The organism is Protofrankia sp. CiP1_Cm_nod4, from assembly GCF_982290645.1.
In genome coordinates, this window is record NZ_CEVIVC010000223.1 from 3,744 (window position 1) to 5,332 (window position 1,589).

Below are 1,589 nucleotides of genomic sequence, written 5' to 3' on the forward strand. Positions count from 1 at the left end.
TCCCGGCGTCAGCTCGGCGACCAGCTTGGCCCGGGCCTGGCCGGAGCGCAGCCCGACGAGGTCGATGTACGCCCGGGGCCGCAGCAGCGGCGGCACGTCGCAGTCCTCGACCCGGACGGGGATCAGCCTGTCCCGGCCCCGCCCGTCGTCCAGCAACGCCGCGGTCCACTCGTCCGTGCAGTACTTCGATCGGAAGTACGCCGCCGAGTACACCGCCAGCACGATCTCCGCCTGGGTCAGCGCGTCGTTCATCCGCCCGACGAAGTTCTCCCCGGCGACGAAGTCCCACGCCTGCAGCACGGTCGGCCAGCCCGCCGCCTCCAGCTCCCAGGCGATCCACTCCGCTCAGGCCCGGTCCGCGCCCGTGTACGAGACGAAGAAGCGCACCCGGCCCGCCGCGGCCTCCGGCGCGTCCAGCTCCCCCATCCGCCCAGCGTGCCAGAACCGCCACACTCACCGCACCCGCCACGTAGGCCGCACAGCAGCCCAGGAGGGCGAAAACCCGGCTGTTCCGGTCGCGAGCCGCCTGCCAGGAAGAGCCGTTCCGGGAACGGTGCAGCGGACAGCGATGTCCGTGCGCCTCCGCGGCCCACGGCCCCACCCCGAAGATCACATATAGGGATCACCGGACGCTTCCGCCCCAGGCGACACGACGCGTAGGTGATTTCCGCCACCATGGCAGCGGTTTTCACCTACAGCGGCGGAAGCCGTAGGTAGTTGCCGTCGTCCCAGTAACGGTTTTCACCTACGGCTGGGCGGTCCACGGACTGGGCTCCCCTGCTCCCCTGCTCCCCGGATCGGTGGGAGGCTGACGATTCCTGCGGCGGGCGGGGGCATCCGTCTCGCTGTACCGAGCCTGTCGCGGCCGCTCTGGGGTGGTATGGCCGCCCCTGGCGGGTCGGACGGGCGCGGCACCGGTCCGGTATGCGGTACGGCGGACCGCGACGTTCAGGCATCTCCGCGGCTCATCGCATCCATCGCGCGTGCCGTGCGCCGTCTTCCCGGTCTCGGTCACCTGCCGGAAAGCGCGGTTTCCTCGCTGGCCGGCCCGGTAGCTGGCTGGGTGGGGGCTGTTGCCGTGGGGGCCGTGGCGGTGGCAGGTGGGCCGGCGTCCCGGCGTGGGAGGAGTGTGCTCGCGGTCAGGATGACGGCGACGGCGGCGAGGGTGAACCAGTAAGCGTGCCCCGCCCGTGCTGCTGCTGGTAGTAGAGCGGCAGCACGAAGAGGTTCACGAACATCGTCAGACCGACCAGCGTCATGATGGCGACGCTCGCGGCGAACCCGGGGTGGGCGAACAGCCGCAGGTCGATCAGCGGCGGTGTGCGATGTGGCGCGCGACGCGGGGACGGCGCCCGCAGCGCGTGCAGGCCGTACCCGGCGAGCAGCGCCACGGCCGCGGTCGGCACCTTCCTGCACGCCTTCGGCACTCCGGCTGCGGACACCGCCTGAAGGATCCCTCCACCCGCACGCCCAGGAGATCGTGCGTCCGGCGCGGTGTGGAGCGCAACGGTCAGCCGTATGCCATGGGACATCAACCGTCGATCGTGCCCCGCCGGCGCGTCGGACGACTGACCGAGCGCCAGAGGGCC

The 1,589-nt window shown here is 71.7% G+C and carries 2 protein-coding genes; both read right to left on the minus strand.

Annotation, left to right across the window (positions count from 1 at the left end):
- The coding region (locus tag AC5LSR_RS23155; RefSeq protein WP_493469024.1) for a toll/interleukin-1 receptor domain-containing protein at positions 1-336 on the minus strand (336 nt) is incomplete at its 3' end.
- Positions 337-1,139: 803 nt separating this feature from the next.
- A complete protein-coding gene (locus tag AC5LSR_RS23160) occupies positions 1,140-1,406 on the minus strand; it encodes a hypothetical protein (RefSeq protein ID WP_445548480.1) in 267 nt (88 codons plus the stop codon).
- Between the last annotated feature and the right edge of the window lie 183 nt (positions 1,407-1,589).